The 14,663-nt window shown below is 44.1% G+C and carries 17 protein-coding genes; 12 read left to right on the top strand and 5 right to left on the bottom strand.

Annotation, left to right across the window (positions count from 1 at the left end):
• Nucleotides 1–361 precede the first annotated feature (361 nt).
• The 6 genes from HW45_RS25775 to maiA all read left to right on the top strand — a co-directional run bounded on the left by HW45_RS25775 (nt 362) and on the right by maiA (nt 8,116).
• Nucleotides 362–2,218: an ABC transporter ATP-binding protein gene (locus HW45_RS25775; RefSeq protein ID WP_038230834.1), complete on the top strand. Its 1,857-nt coding sequence runs from the start codon at nt 362–364 to the stop codon at nt 2,216–2,218.
• Between the two features lie 211 nt (nt 2,219–2,429).
• The gene (locus HW45_RS25780; protein ID WP_038230835.1) at nt 2,430–3,851 is read left to right on the top strand and encodes an anaerobic C4-dicarboxylate transporter; all 1,422 of its coding nucleotides are present in this window, start codon (nt 2,430–2,432) and stop codon (nt 3,849–3,851) included.
• Between the two features lie 382 nt (nt 3,852–4,233).
• The gene (gene hppD / locus HW45_RS25785) at nt 4,234–5,307 is read left to right on the top strand and encodes a 4-hydroxyphenylpyruvate dioxygenase (protein ID WP_038230836.1); all 1,074 of its coding nucleotides are present in this window, start codon (nt 4,234–4,236) and stop codon (nt 5,305–5,307) included.
• A complete protein-coding gene (locus HW45_RS25790) occupies nt 5,300–6,433 on the top strand; it encodes a homogentisate 1,2-dioxygenase (protein WP_038230837.1) in 1,134 nt (377 codons plus the stop codon). Before hppD ends, HW45_RS25790 begins: the two co-directional genes overlap by 8 nt.
• A 1-nt stretch (nt 6,434) precedes the next feature.
• Nucleotides 6,435–7,451 carry a fumarylacetoacetate hydrolase family protein gene (locus HW45_RS25795; protein ID WP_038230838.1) on the top strand — a complete coding sequence of 339 codons (1,017 nt, stop codon included), beginning with the start codon at nt 6,435–6,437 and terminating at the stop codon, nt 7,449–7,451.
• A 2-nt stretch (nt 7,452–7,453) separates the two neighbouring features.
• Nucleotides 7,454–8,116, top strand: a complete 663-nt coding sequence (maiA, locus tag HW45_RS25800) for a maleylacetoacetate isomerase (RefSeq protein ID WP_038230839.1) — start codon at nt 7,454–7,456, stop codon at nt 8,114–8,116.
• Nucleotides 8,117–8,165: 49 nt separating this feature from the next.
• Here the strand turns inward: maiA and HW45_RS25805 are convergent, their stop codons facing one another.
• Entirely contained in the window at nt 8,166–8,714 is a 549-nt protein-coding gene (locus tag HW45_RS25805) for an acyl-CoA thioesterase (RefSeq protein WP_231892995.1), read from the bottom strand.
• A gap of 132 nt (nt 8,715–8,846) precedes the next feature.
• Here HW45_RS25805 and HW45_RS25810 point away from each other — a divergent pair, with 132 nt between their 5' ends.
• The 5 genes from HW45_RS25810 (at nt 8,847) to HW45_RS25830 (ending at nt 11,396) form a co-directional block, all read left to right on the top strand.
• Nucleotides 8,847–9,251, top strand: a complete 405-nt coding sequence (locus HW45_RS25810) for a PPC domain-containing DNA-binding protein (RefSeq protein ID WP_038230841.1) — start codon at nt 8,847–8,849, stop codon at nt 9,249–9,251.
• Nucleotides 9,252–9,340: 89 nt separating this feature from the next.
• Complete coding sequence (locus HW45_RS25815) at nt 9,341–9,781, top strand: DUF1499 domain-containing protein (protein WP_031494477.1); 441 nt, start codon at nt 9,341–9,343, stop codon at nt 9,779–9,781.
• Nucleotides 9,782–9,884: 103 nt separating this feature from the next.
• Nucleotides 9,885–10,310 (top strand): hypothetical protein, encoded by a 426-nt coding sequence (locus HW45_RS25820; protein ID WP_038230895.1) that lies wholly within the window; start codon nt 9,885–9,887, stop codon nt 10,308–10,310.
• The gene (locus tag HW45_RS25825) at nt 10,307–10,918 is read left to right on the top strand and encodes an SCO family protein (RefSeq protein ID WP_006070200.1); all 612 of its coding nucleotides are present in this window, start codon (nt 10,307–10,309) and stop codon (nt 10,916–10,918) included. Before HW45_RS25820 ends, HW45_RS25825 begins: the two co-directional genes overlap by 4 nt.
• Nucleotides 10,919–10,943: 25 nt before the next feature.
• Nucleotides 10,944–11,396 carry a copper chaperone PCu(A)C gene (locus HW45_RS25830; RefSeq protein ID WP_006070201.1) on the top strand — a complete coding sequence of 151 codons (453 nt, stop codon included), beginning with the start codon at nt 10,944–10,946 and terminating at the stop codon, nt 11,394–11,396.
• Nucleotides 11,397–11,444: 48 nt separating this feature from the next.
• Here HW45_RS25830 and HW45_RS25835 read toward each other — a convergent pair whose 3' ends face one another.
• On the bottom strand, nt 11,445–11,939 hold the full coding sequence (locus HW45_RS25835; RefSeq protein ID WP_231896665.1) for a potassium channel family protein: 495 nt from the start codon (nt 11,937–11,939) through the stop codon (nt 11,445–11,447).
• Between the two features lie 306 nt (nt 11,940–12,245).
• Between HW45_RS25835 and HW45_RS25840 the strand changes: the two genes are divergently transcribed.
• The gene (locus tag HW45_RS25840; RefSeq protein WP_006070203.1) at nt 12,246–13,478 is read left to right on the top strand and encodes a patatin family protein; all 1,233 of its coding nucleotides are present in this window, start codon (nt 12,246–12,248) and stop codon (nt 13,476–13,478) included.
• Nucleotides 13,479–13,524: 46 nt separating this feature from the next.
• On the opposite strand, the gene HW45_RS25845 is transcribed toward HW45_RS25840, so the two are convergent.
• The 3 genes from HW45_RS25845 to HW45_RS25855 form a co-directional block, all read right to left on the bottom strand.
• Nucleotides 13,525–13,755, bottom strand: coding sequence for a hypothetical protein (locus tag HW45_RS25845; protein WP_006070204.1), 231 nt, complete (start codon nt 13,753–13,755; stop codon nt 13,525–13,527).
• A gap of 19 nt (nt 13,756–13,774) precedes the next feature.
• Nucleotides 13,775–14,215: a hypothetical protein gene (locus tag HW45_RS28510; RefSeq protein WP_051868401.1), complete on the bottom strand. Its 441-nt coding sequence runs from the start codon at nt 14,213–14,215 to the stop codon at nt 13,775–13,777.
• Between the two features lie 109 nt (nt 14,216–14,324).
• The coding region (locus tag HW45_RS25855; protein ID WP_152559717.1) for a DUF3187 family protein at nt 14,325–14,663 on the bottom strand (339 nt) is incomplete at its 5' end.

Consider the following 14,663-nt stretch of genomic DNA (forward strand, 5'->3'; position numbering starts at 1 on the left):
AGCACTGTTAATTACTGTTTATCTTTAAAAATGCAGTAATAATCACTGCCACCTTTGCCGTAAACCTACTTTCATCAACGGAGTAAGTTAACGGTAAGATGAGAGTCACAGCCAATATTCTGCTGTTAAGTTGCTACAATTGTTGAGCAGTTTGGTTAAAGGTTATACACTGTTTCATATCTGAATTTTCAGACTTCTTTCTCTTGTTCTAACCCGCGAAATGGATCTTTCGCCATGTAAAATTACATTATAAATTCGCTCTTACTATTACTCTTATCCTCGGATTGGAGGATTTTCTGTCTCTTCTCGAAAGCCCTGAATGAACGTTGAAACACGGGCTTTCTAACGATTTAGGTGAATCATGTTTAAGCGCTTTGAAAATTTCACAGAAGCTTTTCCAAAGCAAGAACCCGATCAGCCGCCTGAGGGCATTTTTGCCTTTTGTCGACACTACACACGTGGCTTTGAAAAACCATTACTGCTTATGGCGCTGCTCAGCACGACAGTGGCTATTATCGAGGTTGCCCTTTTTGGATTTATGGGTGAGCTTGTTGACTGGCTGACTTCGAGTAATCCTGAAACCTTTATGGATGAAAACGGCGCAACACTTATGTGGGTGGGTCTGGTGATATTGTTTGTAATGCCTGCGTTAATCTTAGTGTATTCATTAATTACACACCAAACCTTGCTCGGCAACTACCCAATGTCTATCAGATGGCAAGCGCACCGTTACTTACTCAAGCAAAGCTTATCGTTTTATCAAGATGACTTTGCTGGACGTGTCGCTACTAAGGTGATGCAAACGGCTCTTGCTGTACGTGAAACAGTCATGAAGACGGCGGACGTGTTTATCTATGTTTCCGTTTACTTTACTTCCATGTTGGTAATTTTGGCACAAGCTGATTTACGTCTAATGTTACCTATGCTTTTTTGGCTTTTTGCATATATTGGTATCCAAATATACTTTGTACCAAAGCTCAAAAAAGTGGCGTCTGAGCAAGCCGATGCACGCTCTTTAATGACAGGTCGTATCGTTGATAGTTACACCAATATCTCTACCGTTAAACTGTTTTCGCACAGCCGTCGTGAAACTGAGTATGCGGAAGAAGGCATGGAAGGCTTTTTAGATACCGTTCATCGTCAAATGCGTTTGGTTACTGGCTTTGACGTTGCCGTTCAACTGGCCAACTACATTCTACTGTTCTCAATCGCAGCAATTTCTATCTACCTGTGGATGGGCAGTGCGATTACCGTCGGCTCAATTGCTATCGCAATCAGTTTAGCACTACGTATTAACGGGATGTCGATGTGGATCATGTGGGAAGTGGGTGCACTGTTTGAAAACATGGGTACGGTTGTTGATGGTATTAAAACCCTATCAAAACCTATCGCTATCCAAGACGAACCAAATGCTAAACCAATTAAGGTCGATCAAGGCGGTATTGAGTTCGATGACGTCAGCTTCCACTATGGTGAGAACAAAGGTGTCATCAGCAATTTAAACCTCAATATTAAACCAGGTGAGAAAGTCGGCTTAGTCGGTCGCTCCGGCGCAGGTAAATCCACCTTAGTGAACTTGCTACTGCGTTTTCACGATGTTGAAGGTGGCAGTATTCGTATTGATGGACAACCCATTGATAAAGTTACCCAAGATTCACTGCGCAGCAAGATCGGAATGGTGACGCAAGATACATCGCTGCTTCACCGCTCGATTCGTGACAACATCTTATATGGTAAGCCTGATGCAAGCGAAGAAGAACTTTTGGCTGCAACTCGCCAAGCTCATGCACATGAGTTCATCGATACCCTAACCGACCCATTTGGTAACGCAGGCTACGATGCTCAAGTAGGTGAACGTGGTGTAAAATTGTCTGGCGGTCAAAGGCAGCGTATCGCTATCTCGCGTGTACTGTTGAAAAACGCACCGATTCTTATTTTGGACGAAGCCACCTCAGCACTTGATTCCGAAGTAGAAGCAGCCATTCAGGAAAGTCTCAACGAGTTAATGGAAGGGAAAACGGTTATCGCGATTGCGCACCGACTCTCTACTATTGCCGCAATGGATCGCTTGATTGTTCTGGATAAAGGTGAAGTCATTGAGGAAGGTTCTCACCAAGAGCTTATTAACCACGGTGGTATTTACGCGCAGCTATGGGCTCACCAAACTGGTGGTTTTATAGGTGCCGATGAGGACAACGAACAAGATATCGTTGCCTAACCCTCCCCCTGTGAAAAACGGAGCTCATTCGAGCTCCGTTTTTTATTTACACTTTTATTTCAATAACATATGAGAACAAACCTGCAACAATGTGACCCACTTTTGAAATTTACACTCTCATCAGATTATGCAAACTTTTTCCTACCCAGATCAGTATTTGGTTTGCCATTGATGCGCATTATAACTCTGTCGTTATAAAAAAGGAGTTGTTATGTTTTATGTTCATATGCTGCTACTTTTGGCAGTAATATTTGTAGGTATTCGGTACGGTGGTATCGCTTTTGGTTTGCTAGGCGGACTGGGCGTCTCCATTTTAAGCTTCTTCTTTGGTATCGCACCGGGACAACCTCCCATCGGTGTTATGCTTATCATCCTTGCTGTCGTTGCTGCTTCCGCTACATTGGAAGCCACAGGCGGCCTCAAACTGCTAGTAAAGTACGCTGAAATCTTGTTGAGAAAGCACCCTTCAAAGGTGGTTTTTCTCGGCCCTCTATGTACTTACTCTCTAACAGTTCTAGTCGGAACTGGTCACTCTGTTTACCCACTGCTTCCTGTTATCTATGATGTCAGCATCAAGCGTGGAATTCGCCCGGAGCGTCCAATGGCCATCTCTACCATTGCGTCGCAAATGGGTATTACGGCAAGCCCAATTGCTGCAGCGGCGGCTGTAGTTATGGCGACCGCGGCCACTAACAACTTGGACATTACTTTAGGTCAGGTATTGCTCGTCACTATTCCGGCGACTCTTACTGGCGTTCTCATCGCGGCGACGTGGAGCCTTAAGCGTGGTAAAGATCTTAACGACGACCCAGAGTTTTTAGAACGTTGTAAAGATCCACAGTTTAAAGCGCAATTAATTGATACTAGTGAAGCAAGTACAGGTGCTGCTGGACAACAAGAAGATCAAAAAGCAAAACGAGGACTGACAGTCTTCTTGCTCGGTATTCTAACGGTTATCTGCGTTGCCATGTTTGGCAAAGATTTAGGACTACTGCCTGATGGCGTGAGTACATCCACAGCACTGCAATTTTTGATGCTGTCGGTTGGTGCCATTATCTTGCTAACCACAAATGTTGACCCGAAAAAAATCGTCAATACCAATGTGTTTATTGCTGGTATGAGCGCCGTCATTATCATCTTTGGTATTGCTTGGATGAGTGACACCATCATTGCTCACAACAAACCGTACATTATTAGCTTGGTTGAAGATGTCGTTCAAACTCATCCTTGGACATTTGCTATCGCCATGTATGCCTCTTCGGTATTCCTTAAGAGTCAAGCTGCCGTTCTAACCATTATGTTACCGCTTGGTTTTGCTTTAGGTATTCCTGCAGAAGTACTAATCGGTGTCCTACCGGCTTGTTACGCTTACTACTTCTTCCCATTCTATCCGTCAGACTTGGCAGCCATCACGTTTGACCGCTCTGGAACAACGAAAATCGGCAAATACATCCTGAATCATAGCTTCTTGATCCCAGGTTTCATCGGCGTATTTGTGGCAACTTGTATTGGTTATGCACTATCTACCGGCGTATTGCCAATCTGGTTATGGGCTATTGCGGTTGCTGGATTAGCCTTCGCTGTAAACAGCTATATGAATCGTTTGAGCAGTGAAACACTTAAACTGGCTTAATCGATAATCACCACACTTCAAACGGAGCTATTTAGCTCCGTTTTTTTTATATAGATGCTAACAACCACTCTTCGTAAAGCTCGCTGTACTGCTTTTAGCCAAAATTTACACCCTGTAGCACATTGTGAACCCTCTCACAGGCAGCAGAATCCTCTCTTAGTTTTCAATTAGTTAATTTTGCGCTTAGTGTTCGTTACGCCCATAAAATCCACTATGTAGCAAAAATGTTACAAAACTGACTATCACTGCCCTTCTTTGCTAAATCTTTGAGTCAGTTTCTTTTTCTTCGCTAATTGGCCAAATTTTATAGAGGAACCGCGCTTTATCAATAGAAAGCTCCTCACCATAAAAGGAGCACAATGACTATCAAAAGGAAACCTACATGAGCATCAATTTTAACCCTCTCGGTACCGACGGATTTGAGTTTGTGGAATACACCGCAGCAGACGACAACGGCATCAACGATCTCAAACGTCTATTTGATTCATTGGGGTTTGCAGAAATTGCTAAACATCGTTCCAAGGAAGCATGGTTATACCGCCAAGGTGATATTAACTTTATCGTCAATGCACAGCCTCACAGCCAAGCAGAGGCATTCGCTAGAGTGCATGGCCCTTCTGTGTGCGGTATGGCCTTTCGTGTAGAAGATGCAGGTAAAGCAATGTCTCACGCTTTGGAAAATGGTGGTCAACAATACGTGACCGAAATTGGTCCAATGGAGCTCAGTATTCCCGCCATCTATGGAATCGGCGAAAGCTTACTGTATTTTGTCGATCGTTATGGCAGCAGCAGTATTTACGATGTTGATTTCAAATTCTATCCCGATGCCGACAAGCGATTGGCTGAACAAGACGTGGGCTTATACGAACTTGATCACCTAACTCACAATGTTAAGCAAGGACACATGGATGTGTGGTCAGGATTCTACGAGCGTATTGGTAACTTTAGAGAAATTCGTTACTTCGACATTGAAGGCAAACTGACGGGTCTTGTTAGCCGAGCTATGACCGCGCCTTGCGGAAAAATCCGAATTCCAATTAATGAGTCCTCTGACGATAAATCACAAATTGAAGAGTTCATTCGTGAGTACAACGGTGAAGGAATTCAGCACATCGCTTTGACAACCGATGATATTTACCAAACAGTACAAACGCTTCGCGATCGTGGGATGGACTTTATGCCAACACCCGATACCTATTACGAGAAGGTTAACGACCGTGTGGTAGGCCACGGCGAAGATGTTGACCGCCTCCAAGACTTGAGAATCCTCATAGATGGCGCTCCAATGAAAGATGGCATCTTGTTGCAGATCTTTACGCAAACCGTTATTGGTCCAGTGTTCTTTGAAATCATTCAGCGCAAAGGCAATGAAGGGTTTGGCGAGGGTAACTTTAAAGCGCTGTTTGAGTCCATTGAAGAAGACCAAATTCGTCGCGGGGTACTTAATGATGCGTAAGTGGCCAACGTTCCCTCATCGAGAGGGAACTTACTCCAAACAGGCGCACGCCGATTTTCCTGAAGAAGCCATCTACGAGCGGGAGGCGGGTCGCGAGGGGTTCTTTGGTCCCGCAACCCACTTCCATCACCAACATGCTCCTACTGGCTGGACAGAATGGGAAGGGGAGCTCAAACCGCGTGCTTTTAACCTCAACAATCTAGAGGGTGCGCAGCAGACATCGCCATGGTCGATACCCACCGTACTGGAAAATAACGAATGTAAAATTCGAGTATGGCGGCTGCAAGACGCCATGTCCCACCTCGTTCGCAATGCTGACGGGGATGAGCTGTTGTTCATTCATCAAGGCAGCGCTGACCTATATTGCGATTATGGTCATCTAGAGGTCTCTGACGGAGATTACGTCCTGATTCCCCGCTCCACTAATTGGCGCATAGAACCGCATAGTCCGATGTTCTTATTGATGATCGAAAACACAGGGTCGGCTTATGCGTTGCCTGACAAGGGCATCGTCGGTCAACACGCGGTGTTCGATCCTGCGGTTCTTGAGCCACCAGCTATTAACGACAAGTTCAAAGCTCAATACAGCGAAAATCAGACTCAAGTACAGCTGAAACGTGGTGGAAAAGTGAATGTCATCACCTATCCGTTCAATCCCCTGGATGCAATTGGCTGGCACGGTGATTTGTCAGTACTGAAACTCAACTGGCGTGATATTAGACCTTTGATGTCACACCGTTATCACCTTCCTCCATCAGCACACACCACCTTTGTTGGAAACGGCTTTGTGGTCTGTACTTTTGTCCCTAGACCAATTGAAAGCGACCCAGGCGCGCTGAAAGTACCGTTTTATCATAACAATGATGATTACGATGAGGTGCTGTTCTATCACGCGGGTGATTTCTTTAGCCGTGACAATATTGAAGCGGGGATGATGACATTCCACCCAGCAGGCTTTACTCACGGACCACACCCGAAAGCCTTCCAAGCTGGAAGAGATGCCAAGAAAACCTTTACTGATGAAGTGGCAGTGATGATCGATACCCGCAACGCGCTGCATCATAGCCCAGAAGCGGCGAACGTTGAAAATAACCAGTACGTGTATAGCTGGAAAACAGGAAAATAATATGAAGTTAGCCACATTAAAAGATACCTCTCGTGACGGCCAACTCGTCGTCGTGAGCCATGACTTATCACAATGTATTACGGTGCCTGATATCGCGAACACATTGCAATTCGCACTCGACAACTGGCAACAGACCAAACCTCTATTGGAAGAGGTGTACTTGGGACTCAACCAAGGGATCTTGCTCCAAGCTATTCCATTCGACCAAAACCAATGCGAATCACCATTGCCGAGAGCCTATCAATGGGCGGATGGTTCAGCCTATGTCAATCATGTCGAACTGGTTCGTAAAGCCCGTGGAGCGGAAATACCAGACAGCTTTTGGACCGATCCGTTAATGTACCAAGGTGGCTCGGACGCATTTCTCGCTCCAAGGGATCCCATCGTCATGGAAAGCGAACAATGGGGCATAGACTTTGAAGGCGAAGTTGCAGTTGTGACCGGCGATGTCCCAATGGGTTGCTCGACCGCACAAGCCTCTGACGCTATTCAGTTGCTGATGCTGGTCAATGATGTTTCGCTTCGCGGCCTTATCCCACAAGAACTCGCTAAAGGGTTTGGTTTCTTTCAATCGAAACCATCCTCGGCGTTCTCTCCCGTTGCAGTCACGCCTGATGAATTAGCAGATGCGTGGCAAGATAACAAAGTGCATTTACCGCTTGTTTCTGTCTACAACCGCGAACCTTTCGGTCATCCTAACGCTGGGACCGACATGACATTCGACTTTGCCCAATTGGTTGCTCATGCTGCTAAAACTCGTCCTTTGTCAGCTGGCACTATCGTTGGCTCTGGCACCGTCTCTAACAAGCAAGGGACAGAATATGGCACCTCTATCGAAGAAGGTGGCGTCGGCTATTCATGCATTGCAGAGCGGCGCATGATAGAGACCATAAGAGATGGAAAACCAAGCACATCGTTTATGCATTTTGGTGACACGATTAAGTTGGAAATGCTCGATAAAAACGGCCACTCCATCTTCGGTTCCATTGAACAGGTGGTGGAAGCATACAAGGATTAACCATGACTCAATTTGTACTGTATGAGTATTGGCGCTCGTCTGCCTCTTATCGGGTACGAATTGCTTTAAACCTGAAGCAGTTACCTTACCTATCCATACCTATTCATCTGCTTAAAGATGGCGGAGAGCAACATCACGCCATGTATGCAGAGCTCAATGCCAACGAGTTAGTACCGACGCTGGTCGATAATGATTTTGACGGTGAAAAACTGGTACTGAATCAGTCTCTCACCATTATAGATTACCTAGACGAACGTTTTCCTCGGCCGCGGTTAACGCCCGTTTCAGGCCGCGAACGTTATCTCGTTACTGCATTGGCTCAAGACATCGCTATCGATTTGCATCCCATCAATAATCTACGAGTTATCCAAAAGCTCAGTCGAGACTTTAATTTGAGTGAGGCGGGTAAAACCGAATGGATGCAATATTGGATTGAACTTGGTTTTCATGCACTAGAGAAAAAGCTCATCGATGTGCATGGAGAGTATTGTGTCGGTGATAGCATCAGCTTAGTAGATGTTTGTCTGGTCCCTCAGCTCTACAACGCAGAGCGGTTTGGCGTAGACATGAGCCCGTTTCCAGTCATTACATCAATTTGTTCGAAACTTTGTGAACATCCAGCTTTTGTTGCCGCAGAGCCAGAAAGGCAACCCGATGCCAGTTAATGAAAAAGACCAGCGTCAAATGCTGGTCTTTTTATTGCTATTCAATAAATTAGGCCAGATTAGATGGCGGCCAAGGTCGATGCTGCTCAGAGTCAACCCATTCCTGTACCCATTGTGGCGTTTCGTTGTCTGCAGGACTTACGCCCGCTGCATCCACTACATCAAGCGGCGCAACGATGCCTTGTTTTGATGTGACACCCGCTCGAATCAAAACCGATGAGCAGGGCTCTCCTTTCACCCACATGGATTGTTCTAGGTAGAACCATTTATCATCGGTGGCAACACATTGGGTTTTCATGGTGATTTTATCGAACATATGAATACGCTTTCGATAACGTACTGAGCTGCCTGCAACGACTAGCCCCCAACGTTTTTTCTTTAACGTCGACATCAAGCCACATTTTACAGATAACGCCGTACGTCCAAGATCATACAAGGTTAGTATGCGGCCATTGTTGAGCTCAAGAAACAGATCGATATCCCATGGATGGCAGCGAAATTGGATTTCATCTTGTTGTGTGTAGGAAAGTGTTGGCTGTTTTTTTGATTGAATAATGGTTTTTGCCAACCGGAAAAAAGGGTACATAGGGTTACTCATATTACTAATTGACCTATAAACATAGACCTAATTTGGGTGTTTTACTCTAATATCTCTTGTTTTTGTGAACATAACATTAACTATGGCGATCAATACCTGTAACATTAGGATTTTACCAATCGTGGATTGAACATGTCGATATCGCCAATTGCTGTGCGCCTCACTCGCGGAACTGATTTGAAAAAAGCATTGCATAAGCTGGTTGCTGAACACCAGATCCAAGCAGGCTCCATTGCCTCATGCGTCGGTTGTCTGTCACAAATATCGATGCGTTTAGCAGGAGCAGAGCACACTCTTAAACGCTCTGAGCCGTTTGAAATTGTCTCTTTGATGGGAACATTGACGCCTGAGCATCAACATGTACATATCTCTGTCGCTGACAGCAAAGGCAATGTATTGGGAGGACACCTCTTAGAGGAGAGCATCGTTGATACTACAGCGGAACTCATTGTGCATCGTTATCCAGAGCTAGTGTTCGAACGCGAGCTAGACACAACAACGGGGTATACCGAACTTCACGTGATTTCAAAGGATTAACCGTAAAAGCCACATCCTACGTAATATCCATTGGTGGATTATACTAAGGCAAAGCTTTGCTAAGATTTAGTCAAATATAAGGAACATTCATGATAGCTAAAATCATCATCACGCTACTGGTTGTGCTCGTTGGGTACATGTTTTACAAAAACAGTAATGCGCCCTCTTACCTCGGTATACACAATGGCAAATTCGCCCCTATGCCTTCCACACCTAATGCAGTCTCATCACAAACTGATGACCCAGAAAAATCAGTGGATGCACTGAGCTTCAAAGACCTAGACTCAGCCAAACAAAAAGTAGTCTCTGTGCTCAGCACTATGGGTGGTAATAAGATCGAAGAAGACGACGGCAACTACCTGCATGTTGTTTTCACCACACCGACGATGAAGTACAACGACGACGTCGAACTGTATTTCGACACGAATAGTGGTCTTTTACATTACCGTTCTCAATCGCGAACAGGATACAGCGACAAGGGATTGAATCGAGAGCGTTACAATCAGTTTAGTACTCTCTACAACGAGTAGTCCTGCCGTTCGGTAACCTCTAGTAAAAGTTTGCTGCATCGCACAGCCGAGATTCTAAAATATGTTAGGATGCGATTACATTAAGATTTGGGGCATTAACAATTTGAACAATAAAGTAAAAGTCCTATTTGTCGCTCTCGCTTTAGGCGCAGGTTTTTTTATTCCTAACCTGCTAAAACACGAACCTTCTGCTGATGTTGATCTCACCGATTACTGCATGCTTTCACAGCAAGTGTGCGAACAGCAGGGAGTCAAAATGAAGGTAGACTCACCACGCGTCACACCTCTAACACCTATTACGGTCGAAGTATTTTGGCCAAAGTCTGACGCACCTAATTTGAACATCTCATTGCAGGGAAAAGAGATGAACATGGGAGTGGTAAAGTTTCAGCTAGAAATGATCAAGCCTGATGTGTACCAAGGCGAAATCATCTTGCCCGTCTGTGCTGAAGATTCAATGACATGGTACGGCACCGTCTCCAACGGTGATAGCGATATTAAGGCAGCGGTAAGGATGACGGCACGATGAAAAAACTCTGGATTGGCGCACTAGTTGGGGCATTTGCTTTAGGTTTTGGTGCTAAATTACTAGTGGACAAGCATAATGAGTCATTACTGCATCAAGCTGAATTGGATCAGTTGGCGCAAGTGTCTGAGTCCGTACTTTTTGGAGAAGGTGGCAAACCTGTCGCCATCTTTGATCAAGCTGATCCTAGAACTCGCATTGTGTACTTTGGCTTTACTCGTTGTCCCGATGTATGCCCTACCTCGCTCGCCATGCTCGCTGGAGCGTTAAATCAAATCGACGATGAAACCAAACAAACACTCAGACCCATGTTTGTTTCCCTTGACCCGGAGCGGGATGCGGCAGAAGCCTCTGCTGAATATGCGCAGTATTTCCATCCGATGATTGAAGGGTTGTCAGCACCTTTAGAGGTCACTAAACCACTCGCTCACAAATATGGGGTCATCTTTCGCAAAACAGAGCTGGAAGATTCCAAACTAGGCTATACCCTCGACCATAGCTCATATTTCTATTTCCTAAGCCCAGACGGTACGCTTATTGAAAAAGTACCGCATACTTTAACTCCTGCTCCTATCGTTGAAGCCATCAAACGCATCAACGCTCAGGGATAAACTAACGACAACAATGGACTAAACCATGAAGCTCAACAAATTGATACTTCCTCTACTTGCTCTAGCACCGCTATCTATGGCTCACGCAGCTATTGACGTCAATGACGCTTATGCACGTGCAACGCCACCAAACGCCACCACCAGCGCCGTATTTGCAACCATTGAGAATACTGGCGATAAAGATCGTGTTATTGTAGAAGCGGCGTCACAAGCTTCATCGGTCGTGGAACTGCATGATGTTATTATGGACGGCGACGTCATGAAGATGCGTCAAGTGAAGAGTATTACTGTACCTGCAAACGGTCAGACCATCCTTAAGCCAGGCAGCTTGCATATAATGCTGCTAGACGTTGAGAAACCAATGAAGGAAGGTGAGACCATTAATGTTGAGCTGACCTTTGCTAATGGTGAAGTTCAAGTATTAACCGTGCCAGTGAAAAAAGTCATGTCAGGCATGAAGAAACACGCTCATCACTAAGAACTAAAAGGCCAACGCCACGAGAGGGTTGGCCTTCATTCTGATAAATTAATGCCCCTTCTTTGCGCTCACTAAACTAGACACCACTACAGCCATATAGAACACACCCGTAATCGCCTGTAAGTATACCGCGACCTCTGCAAGTGGACTGTTAGGGCTATAGTCGCCATAACCCAGTGTGGTTAATGTGACAAAGCTAAAGTAAGTCACTACTGAGAAGTTACTTCCCCATTTATCTGAGTGCTCAATCCCATTGATTGCTGTTGGGTTAAAATTAATCAGCAACAAATAAATCGCAGCCCAACCAAGCCCCATCACTAAGAACAAGGCAATGGAACCTACTAACTTATTGTTGTCAATCTCGGAAGAAAGCAAAATCTGATGAGCAGTCGACTGAAACACACCATAGAAAAACGCCAACATCAGTACTAACATCGCAACATTTGCGTGTCCGCTATCAAAGAAGGTGTGAGTAAGGATCGCAATAAGCATCATGATACTGACACTAACCAAGTATATATACCAACCTTTTGAAAACTTCATACTAATCAAACAAATAACAAAACTGTTTAACACTACAGGCTTCAACAAAAAGTCAAGATCATCGCCGGGGAGCTCACGCGAGAGAGCACCTATAATCAGAATAAGAATGAGAGAAAGAGTGAAGAAAATGAAGTTGTTAGATTCATTGATTGATCGCATGGCTATCCCAATATGATTGTCTAAATCGTCATCACCACTATTCAGTGAATAGCAAGCTAATATTTTTTGTAAATAACTGAATATTGGTACTAATCTAAAGAATGTCCCCTAACAAATTAGAATAGTAATAAGCAAACGGAGTTGCCAATGCGTCTACCAATTATATTGGTGTTAACAGCGCTTGTCGTTGGGTGTAGCAGCAGTCCCCACGACAGTACCATTCGTGTTAATGAATCAAACTATTTACAGGCGAAAATCGGCCCCAGAGATGAAGCCGTCAGTCTTATTAATGAACCATATCGCATTTGGGGAGACCAAATACCGAAAAACCTTAAAGTACTAAAGGAGAATTATGACGATAAGGGTAACCTCGACCTTTTGAAGAACGCACCAGATGCGCCAAAAGTGATTGGTGATCGTTTCAATGTTCTCGTACTTTCCGGTGGTGGTCCTAGAGGTGCCTATGGTGCTGGCGTGATTAATGGCTTGAAAGATAAAGGGGAACTGCCTGAGTTTTCTCTGATTACGGGAGTTAGTGCTGGCGCCTTAATTGCTCCATTTGTTTTCGTTGGCGGCGACAAGTACGACGAACTCAAAACGGTCATGTTAGGCCTGAACGATGACATGATGTTAGGTGGAACCAGTATTTTTAAGATTCTGTTTGGAGACGCATTCTCTGAGGGAGACAACTTCTACAAAATGGTTCAGAAAACCTTTGATGATGAATTTATAGAGGAAATTGCAAAAGCGCACCAATCGGGCAAACGTATGTTGATTGGTACTACTCACTTTGACTCTGGCAGACAGATGATCTGGAACATAGGACGTATCGCTACCAGTGATCTACCCAATAAAAAAGACATTATTCATCAGGTTCTTGCAGCTAGTTCATCCATACCTGGAGTCTTTCCCCCACAGTTCATTCCTGTTAAGTACAACGGTCAGTCTTTAGAAGAGATGCATGTAGATGGTGGCTTATCCAGTCAACTATTCTTCGACCCAGTGGGCTTTGATTTCACCAAGGTGACCAAGGCACTCGGATATGCAAAACCTCCGCATATTTACATCATCCGTAACGGACGATTAAGAACTGAGTTCAAATTCATCGAGGACGATACTGTCAGTTTGGCAGCTCGCAGTGTAGATAATTTAATACTCGCCCAAACTAGAGGTGATGTGTTTAGGGAAATGTACATCTCCAAAAAAATAGGCGCAAAGTTGTTCTTAACTTTTGTCGATGAGGATTATACTCAAAAGCCTCAGGACGGTAAGTTTTTCGACCCTGAATTTCTTAAATCTTTATACGACTATGGTTACGAAAAAGCGACCAGCGAAAAAGTTTGGGTTAATGAAATCCCATTGATTCGCCAATCTCCTTAGTATTTTATCAATTGACAAAAAACCGCTCTTATCGAGCGGTTTTTTGTTATTCCTCAGAAGCTTCAGTGTGGTTACGCTTATGGGTGTTATGGTGCGCCGTTTTATGATGGTGGTGCGTGGGTTTGTGCACATTGTGGCCACCATGAAGATGACGATGCTCATTGCTTTCTTTGTCTTGGAAAGCTAAATGATCTTTGTTGTGTTTGTGCTCGACTTCGTTGCCGTACTCGCGCATCATTTTTTCATGTGTTGCTGATTTTGTGTGTTGCATTGACATGGCTAACCTCTTCTAAAAATTATTTATATTCGACAACGCGAGCAACGTAATCTGTGATTTCAATGTCACCGATGCTGTTCTGATATAGGTCTACAGAAAAGAAATCAGGAGCATCTTTAGATACTTGACTCTCTACTTTTTTAATTAGGTTCTCAAAGTTTGCTTCGCTGTATACAGTGAATGTTTTTACTTTTTCTAAGTTGTTGGCTTTCGCTTGATCTGCCGTAATGTAGGTATCACGATACTTTGCAGAAAGTTCATCCACACTGTCAGTAATGGTAAAGCCATTCTGAGTATTACTTACAATATATACATCATCAGAAAGCTTAACTTCTTGGATGCCTTTCATTGCTGTCGCCATTTCTTGTTTGTTATGGTTCACATCAGACATGTGCTGAAGTGATTCTGCGTAGACGCCAGATGAAAAAACGACTAAAACAGGTAGTAGATATTTAAACATAATAAGTTCTCTTGTGGTCATGTTGTGCGATGAGATTAATTTCTCATGCTTTGTTCTCACTTAACAGTGAAGGTTCTTTAAACGTCAATTAAGCCTTGTTTAACTGAGTTTAAAAATAATGTCTCACCCCTAAGGTGAAGGCGATATCTGTAGAGTTATCCATATTAAACAAGTTCTCGGTACCCGATATTTCTAATATGGTATTATCCCAATAATAACGATAACCTAGAGTCGCTTCATTGACGTTTTCTGAAAAAGCCGTCTGGTTTAACGCACCTTGATATAAATGATATTCTGCGATAATTTCATGGTTAGAAAGGAATCGATAACCATAACCAATTGCACCTTCCCAAGTGAATTCTTTGAAATACAGATCATCATCGATATTTTTATCGGCATGATGAACTACTCCTAACGTCGAATAAATCCGAGATTCCGCAGCATATTT

It is taken from the genome of Vibrio sp. ER1A (genome assembly GCF_000733315.1).
GTDB classification, from domain to species: Bacteria; Pseudomonadota; Gammaproteobacteria; order Enterobacterales; family Vibrionaceae; genus Vibrio; species Vibrio mediterranei.

What these genes read in the sequence shown, in the direction of transcription:
- hppD (WP_038230836.1), top strand. Translation starts at nt 4,234, where the DNA reads ATGAGCATCAATTTTAACCCTCTCGGTACCGACGGATTTGAGTTTGTG.
- maiA (WP_038230839.1), top strand. Translation starts at nt 7,454, where the DNA reads ATGACTCAATTTGTACTGTATGAGTATTGGCGCTCGTCTGCCTCTTAT.
- HW45_RS25835 (WP_231896665.1), bottom strand. Translation starts at nt 11,939, where the DNA reads ATGAAGTTTTCAAAAGGTTGGTATATATACTTGGTTAGTGTCAGTATC.
- HW45_RS25840 (WP_006070203.1), top strand. Translation starts at nt 12,246, where the DNA reads ATGCGTCTACCAATTATATTGGTGTTAACAGCGCTTGTCGTTGGGTGT.
- HW45_RS25795 (WP_038230838.1), top strand. Translation starts at nt 6,435, where the DNA reads ATGAAGTTAGCCACATTAAAAGATACCTCTCGTGACGGCCAACTCGTC.
- HW45_RS25825 (WP_006070200.1), top strand. Translation starts at nt 10,307, where the DNA reads ATGAAAAAACTCTGGATTGGCGCACTAGTTGGGGCATTTGCTTTAGGT.
- HW45_RS25775 (WP_038230834.1), top strand. Translation starts at nt 362, where the DNA reads ATGTTTAAGCGCTTTGAAAATTTCACAGAAGCTTTTCCAAAGCAAGAA.
- HW45_RS28510 (WP_051868401.1), bottom strand. Translation starts at nt 14,215, where the DNA reads ATGTTTAAATATCTACTACCTGTTTTAGTCGTTTTTTCATCTGGCGTC.
- HW45_RS25805 (WP_231892995.1), bottom strand. Translation starts at nt 8,714, where the DNA reads ATGAGTAACCCTATGTACCCTTTTTTCCGGTTGGCAAAAACCATTATT.
- HW45_RS25830 (WP_006070201.1), top strand. Translation starts at nt 10,944, where the DNA reads ATGAAGCTCAACAAATTGATACTTCCTCTACTTGCTCTAGCACCGCTA.
- HW45_RS25810 (WP_038230841.1), top strand. Translation starts at nt 8,847, where the DNA reads ATGTCGATATCGCCAATTGCTGTGCGCCTCACTCGCGGAACTGATTTG.
- HW45_RS25790 (WP_038230837.1), top strand. Translation starts at nt 5,300, where the DNA reads ATGCGTAAGTGGCCAACGTTCCCTCATCGAGAGGGAACTTACTCCAAA.
- HW45_RS25815 (WP_031494477.1), top strand. Translation starts at nt 9,341, where the DNA reads ATGATAGCTAAAATCATCATCACGCTACTGGTTGTGCTCGTTGGGTAC.
- HW45_RS25780 (WP_038230835.1), top strand. Translation starts at nt 2,430, where the DNA reads ATGTTTTATGTTCATATGCTGCTACTTTTGGCAGTAATATTTGTAGGT.
- HW45_RS25845 (WP_006070204.1), bottom strand. Translation starts at nt 13,755, where the DNA reads ATGTCAATGCAACACACAAAATCAGCAACACATGAAAAAATGATGCGC.